Source organism: Tibeticola sp. (genome assembly GCF_022759015.1).
Classification (GTDB): Bacteria; Pseudomonadota; Gammaproteobacteria; order Burkholderiales; family Burkholderiaceae_C; genus Tibeticola; species Tibeticola sediminis.
The window spans coordinates 1-5,607 of the sequence record NZ_JAEMQB010000140.1 but is presented as its reverse complement, the minus strand read 5'-3'; the positions used below and the strand labels follow the sequence as shown (position 1 = coordinate 5,607).

The window sequence follows — 5,607 nt, the reverse complement described above, 5'->3', positions numbered from 1 at the left end:
GGTGACCCACCGCGTCTGCACGACAATAGCGCGCTTGGGCAACGCTGAATAAGTTCCCGCGATGGCGCGCGCCCGGCCGCGGGATGGGATGCGAGGCGCCCACCGCAGCCATAGCCGCAGCTATGGCGAGGATTTGCTTTCGACGCAGACCGCCCGCAGCCGGGATGCGCGACGCGCGAGGGACTTGTTCAGCGTTGCCCTTGGAGCGTGCGAGCCATTCCTGCCGGTTGCCTTCGGCGCGGGCGGTTCGCTTTTATTTCAATAGCAGGAAAGTCCCGTTTCAAGCCGGCTCATGCGTTGTTTTGTTCAAAATCACCGGCCTGAGGTGCTGCCGTGAGCGCCGCGCCCGTGCCCCGCCTCGAGCTGCGAGGCATCACCAAGCGCTACCCCGGCGTGGTGGCCAACCAGGATGTGGCGCTGACGGTGCAGCCGGGCGAGATCCATGCCGTGCTCGGGGAGAACGGCGCGGGCAAGTCCACGCTGATGAAGATCATCTTTGGTGCCACCCAGCCCGATGAGGGCACGGTTCGGTTCAACGGCCAGCTGGTGAAGGTGCGCAACCCGCAGGAGGCGCGCGCGCTGGGCATCAGCATGGTGTTCCAGCACTTCAGCCTGTTCGACACGCTGACCGTGGCGGAAAACGTCTGGCTCGGGCTCGATCGCAAGTTCTCGTTGGCCGAGGTGACCGCGCGCATCGGCGCCAAGGCGCGCGAATACGGGCTCGACATCGACCCCTCGCGGCCCGTGCACACGCTGGGTGTGGGCGAGATGCAACGGGTGGAGATCATCCGCGCGCTGCTCGGCGAGCCGCAGTTGCTCATCCTGGATGAGCCCACGTCGGTACTCACGCCGCAGGCGGTGGAGCGGCTCTTCGTCGTCTTGCGCCAGCTCGCCGCCGAGGGCTGCAGCATCCTCTACATCAGCCACAAGCTGCATGAAATCCGCGCGTTGTGCAGCGCCTGCACCGTGATGCGCGCGGGCCGGGTCACGGGCGTGTGCGATCCGCGCGTGGAGAGCAATGCGAGCCTGAGCCGGATGATGATCGGCGCCGAGCCGCCCGCGCTGCGCCATGCGCGTGCCCAGCCCGGGGCCGCGGTGCTGCAGGTGCAGGCGCTCGACCTGCCGCGGGAACATCCCTTTGGCACCGACCTGCACGACATCACGCTCGAGGTGCGCGCGGGCGAAGTGGTGGGCATCGCGGGCGTCTCGGGCAATGGCCAGCGCGAGTTGCTCTACGCCCTGTCGGGTGAAGACACCCGTGCTTCCAGCGAGTGCATCCGCATCGCGGACACGCCCGTCGGTTCGCTCGGGCCTGCAGCGCGGCGGCGCCTGGGGTTGCATTTCGTGCCCGAAGAGCGCTTGGGCCGTGGCGCGGTGCCGACCCTGTCGCTTGCCCACAACCTGTTGCTCACGCGCACCGAGGCGGTCGGCCGCGGCGGCTGGCTCAAGCTGCGCGCCCTGCGGGCCCAGGCCGCGCGCATCATCGAGCGCTTTGGTGTGCGCACCAGCGGCCCGGAAGCCCTGGCCCGCTCGCTGTCGGGGGGCAATCTCCAGAAATACATCGTGGGACGGGAGATCGACGCGAGCCCCAAGCTGCTCATCGTCGCGCAGCCCACCTGGGGGGTGGACGTGGGTGCTGCCGCCCAGATTCGCGGCGAAATTCTGGCGCTGCGCGACGCGGGTTGCGCCGTGCTCGTGGTGAGTGAGGAACTGGAGGAATTGTTCGAATTGAGTGACCGCTTGTATGTCATGGCCAAGGGCCGCATCTCGCCGCCGCTGGAGCGCGAAGCGGCCACCATGGCCCGCGTGGGCGAATGGATGAGCGGGCTGTGGGACGAGGACGTGCAGCGGCATCTCGCTGCCGTGCAGGAGGCCGACCATGCTGCGGCTTGAGGCGCGCAGTGCCCCATCACGGGCGTGGAGCCTGGGCTCACCGCTGCTGGCGCTGGCCATCACCGTGCTCATCGGCGTGGCCTTGTTCGCCCTGCTGGGTAAGGACCCCGCGCGCGGCCTGGCGGTGTTCTTCTGGGAACCGATCCAAAGCCGTTATGCTCTGGGCGAGCTCATGGTCAAGGCCACGCCGCTGTTGCTGATCGCGCTCGGGCTTGCGGTGTGTTTTCGCTCCAACATCTGGAACATCGGCGCCGAAGGCCAGTTCGTGATGGGTGCGATTGCTGCGGGCGGTGTCGCCTTGCTCGCCGACAGCGGAACCGGCCGCTGGGTGTGGGTCGTGGTCGTGATCGCCGGCATGCTCGGCGGCATGGCCTGGGCGGCGCTGGTGGCTTTGCTGCGCGACCGCTTCCATGCCAATGAGATTTTGGTGAGCCTCATGCTCGTCTACGTCGCTGAAATGGTGCTCAGCTACCTCGTCTACGGCCCCTGGAAGGACCCCGCGGGCTACAACTTCCCCCAGACCCGCAGCTTCGCCGCGGTCACGCAAATTCCGCGGCTCATGAGCGGCTCACGGGTCAGCGTGGGCTTGCTGCTGGCCTTGTTGGGGGCGGGCGCGCTCTGGGTTTTCCTGTTCCGCACGCGTGCGGGTTTTGCGCAGCAGGTCGGCGGCCTCGCGCCAGCGGCCGCGCGCTACGCGGGCTTTTCCTCGCGGCGGGCGCTGTGGCTGGCGCTGTTGGTGTCGGGGGCTTGCGCGGGGCTTGCGGGTGCGCTCGAAGTCGCGGGCCCCATCGGGCAGCTCACGCCCTACGTGCCGGCCGGCTACGGCTTTGCGGCCATCATCGTGGCTTTCGTCGGGCGGTTGCATCCCGCGGGCATGGTGTTGTCCGCGGTGCTCATGAGCATGTTTTACATCGGGGGCGAATTGGCGCAGTCGCGGCTCGGGCTGCCGAAGTCGATCACCGGGGTGTTCCAGGGCTTGTTGCTGTTCACGCTGCTCGCCTGCGACACGCTGATTCATTACCGGGTCCGCTGGGGCCGGGGAGGGCGCTGATGGAAGCCTATGCTTTGTTGCTGGCGGCCACGCTCAACGCGGGCACCGTGCTCGCGCTGGCGGCGCTGGGTTTGTTGATCAATGAAAAGGCTGGCATCGTCAACCTTGGCGCCGAGGGCATGATGCTGTGCGCCGCCCTGGCGGGGTTTGCCACCGTCGTGCACACCGGCAACGACTGGCTCGGGTTTGCCGCAGGCATGGGGGCCGGTGCGCTGCTGGCGGCTTTCTTCGGTGTGTTGGTGATCTGGCTCAACACCAATCAATACGCCACCGGGCTCGCGCTGAGTCTGTTCGGGGTGGGCTTTTCGGCCTTCGCCGGCATCCGTTACGTGCAAGAAAAGCTGCCCCCGCGGCCGCAGTTCGCCATTCCCGGCCTCTCGGATTGGCCCTTCGTCGGCACAGCCCTGTTTCGCCAGCACCCGCTCGTTTATGGTGCAGTGCTGCTGGCTGTCGCCCAGATCGTGTTCCTCTACCGCACCCGTGCGGGGCGCGTGCTGCGCGCGGTCGGGGAGTCGCCCGAATCCGCCCATGCGCTGGGCTACCCCGTGCGGCGCATCCGTTTCGTCGCAGTGCTCGCCGGTGGCGCGCTCTGCGGGCTCGCCGGCGCGTACCTCTCGGTGATCTACACGCCGCTGTGGGTCGAGGGCATGGTGGCCGGTAAAGGCTGGATTGCGCTGGCGCTCACCACCTTTGCCACCTGGCGGCCGGCACGGGTCTTGCTTGGGGCTTATCTCTTTGGCGGCGTCACGATGCTGCAGTTCCATCTGCAAGGGCTCGGTGTCGATGTGCCAAGCCAAGTGCTTACGATGCTGCCGTACCTGGCCACTATCGTCGTGCTCGCGTTGATCTCGCGCAATCCGACCTGGATCCGCGTGAACATGCCGGCCTCGCTTGGCAAGCCGTTTTTCCCCGGCTCATAATGAGCCCTTACTTCCGTGTCGTACCCTTCCTCAAGAAAGACCCGATCCATGACTGATCTGCACAAACGCTCCCTGTTCAAGGTCGCTGCGCTGTCGGCGCTGGCTGCCGCGACGCTTGCCGGCTGTGGCAAGAAGGAAGAACCGGCGCCCGCGCCGGCCGCAGCGCCGGCGTCGGCCCCGGCGCCCGCCAAGCCCGAGCCTTTGAAGGTGGCGTTCGCCTACGTCGGCCCGGTGGGCGACGGCGGCTGGACCTTTGCACACGACAACGGCCGCAAGGCGGTCGAGAAGGAATTCGGCGACAAAGTCGTCACCAGCTTCGTCGAGAAAGTGCCCGAAAGCGCCGACGCCGAGCGCGTGCTGCGCGACATGGTGGCGCAGGGCAACAAGCTGATCTTCGGCACCACCTTCGGCTACATGGAGCCCATGCTCAAAGTGGCTGCCGATAACCCCGAGGTGAAGTTTGAGCATGCCACCGGCTACAAGACCGCGCCCAATATGCGCACCTATGACAGCCGCACCTACGAAGGTGCCTACATGGCGGGCGTGATCGCCGGCAAGATGACCAAGACCAACACGCTCGGCGTGGTCGGCTCCATCCCGATCCCCGAGGTCATCCGCAACATCAACAGCTTCACGCTGGGCGCGCAGTCGGTCAACCCGAAGATCAAGACCAAGGTGGTCTGGGTCAACGAGTGGTTCAACCCGCCCAAGGAAACCGAAGCGGCCACCGCCCTCATCAACGGTGGCGCGGACGTCCTCATGCAAAACACCGACTCCTCGGCCGTGCTGCAGACCGCCGAGAAAATGGGCAAGCGCGCCTTCGGCTGGGATTCGGACATGAGCGCCTACGGCCCCAAGGCCCACCTGGGCTCGGCTGTCATCAACTGGGGGCCGTACTACATCAAGGCCGTGCGTGACGTGCTCGAAGGCAAGTGGACGACGGGCCAGAGCTGGTGGGGCGTGAAGGAAGGTGCGATCGACTTCGTCTCGGTGGCGGCCGACGTGCCCGAAGACGCCAAGAAGAAACTCGACGAGGTCAAGGCCGGCCTCAAAGATGGCAGCTTCGTGATCTGGAAGGGCCCGATCCTGGGCCAAGACGGCAAGGAAGTGCTCAAGAAGGATGAGGTTGCCGACGACAAATTCCTCGGCGGCATCAACTTCTACGTCAAGGGCGTCGAAGGCAAGATCCCGGGCGGCGACAAGAAGTGAGTCGTCTGCAGCCACGCGGCTGACGACACGACGCACACGAAAGGGGTCGCCGCCGGCGGCCCCTTTTTCTTTGCAACCCCTCTCCGTTGACCCATGCCGACCCCATCCGTCCTGCCAAGTTTGCCCCGCGAGCGTCTGCATGCCCTGCTGCGCGCGCTGCCCAAGGCCGAGTTGCACATCCATATCGAAGGCTCGCTCGAGCCTGAACTGATCTTCGCACTGGCCGCGCGCAACGGCGTGGCCTTGCCCTACCCGAGCGTGGAGGCGCTGCGCGCGGCCTACGCCTTCAGCAACCTGCAAAGCTTTCTCGACATCTACTACGCCGGCGCCAGCGTGCTGCGCACCGAGCAGGACTTTTTCGACATGGCCTGGGCCTACCTGCAGCGCGCCGCGGCCGACGGGGTCGTGCGGGCCGAGATTTTTTTCGACCCGCAGACCCACACCGCGCGCGGCGTACCCATGGGCGTCGTCATCGAAGGCCTGCACCGCGCCTGCGTGCAGGCGCAGTCACAACTGGGCGTGAGTGCCGCGCTC

At 66.6% G+C, this 5,607-nt stretch carries 5 protein-coding genes; all 5 read left to right on the top strand.

Annotated features, from left to right (window positions below; genetic code table 11):
* Positions 1-333: 333 nt before the first annotated feature.
* Positions 334-1,893 (top strand): ABC transporter ATP-binding protein, encoded by a 1,560-nt coding sequence (locus JHC36_RS09040; protein WP_287918381.1) that lies wholly within the window; start codon positions 334-336, stop codon positions 1,891-1,893.
* A complete protein-coding gene (locus JHC36_RS09035; protein WP_287918379.1) occupies positions 1,880-2,944 on the top strand; it encodes an ABC transporter permease in 1,065 nt (354 codons plus the stop codon). The genes JHC36_RS09040 and JHC36_RS09035 overlap by 14 nt, the downstream gene beginning before the upstream one ends.
* On the top strand, positions 2,944-3,864 hold the full coding sequence (locus JHC36_RS09030) for an ABC transporter permease (RefSeq protein WP_124223575.1): 921 nt from the start codon (positions 2,944-2,946) through the stop codon (positions 3,862-3,864). Before JHC36_RS09035 ends, JHC36_RS09030 begins: the two co-directional genes overlap by 1 nt.
* A 48-nt stretch (positions 3,865-3,912) precedes the next feature.
* Positions 3,913-5,073, top strand: a complete 1,161-nt coding sequence (locus JHC36_RS09025; RefSeq protein WP_124223577.1) for a BMP family ABC transporter substrate-binding protein — start codon at positions 3,913-3,915, stop codon at positions 5,071-5,073.
* 93 nt (positions 5,074-5,166) lie between these two features.
* The coding region (locus JHC36_RS09020; protein ID WP_503007018.1) for an adenosine deaminase family protein at positions 5,167-5,607 on the top strand (441 nt) is incomplete at its 3' end.